This window comes from Achromobacter sp. SIMBA_011, assembly GCF_046535435.1.
In the GTDB taxonomy this organism is placed as follows: Bacteria; Pseudomonadota; Gammaproteobacteria; order Burkholderiales; family Burkholderiaceae_B; genus Achromobacter; species Achromobacter dolens.
Genome location: NZ_JAWRWN010001243.1, coordinates 1 through 235 on the forward strand (window position 1 = coordinate 1; position 235 = coordinate 235).

Here is a 235-nt window from a genome sequence, read left to right on the forward strand (position 1 = left end):
GGCGTGAAGCTGTTCATCCGCCATCACGCGCAGGGCGTGTCGCTGACGCCGGGCGGCACGCGTTTCTACCGCAAGGCGCAGGAGCTGCTGCGCATCGCGCACGAGTTCGAACAGAACGCGCTGGCCGACAACGACGTCGTGACCGGCCAGATCGATATCGGCTGCTTCGAGACGGTCGCGCCGCTCTATCTGCCGCAGCTGATCGCCGGCTTTCGCGAGCGCTATCCGGGCGAGC

General features: G+C 67.2%; 1 pseudogene. It reads left to right on the top strand.

The features are described from left to right. Positions 1–235, top strand: a pseudogene (locus SB816_RS35030) (LysR family transcriptional regulator); the annotation flags it as partial.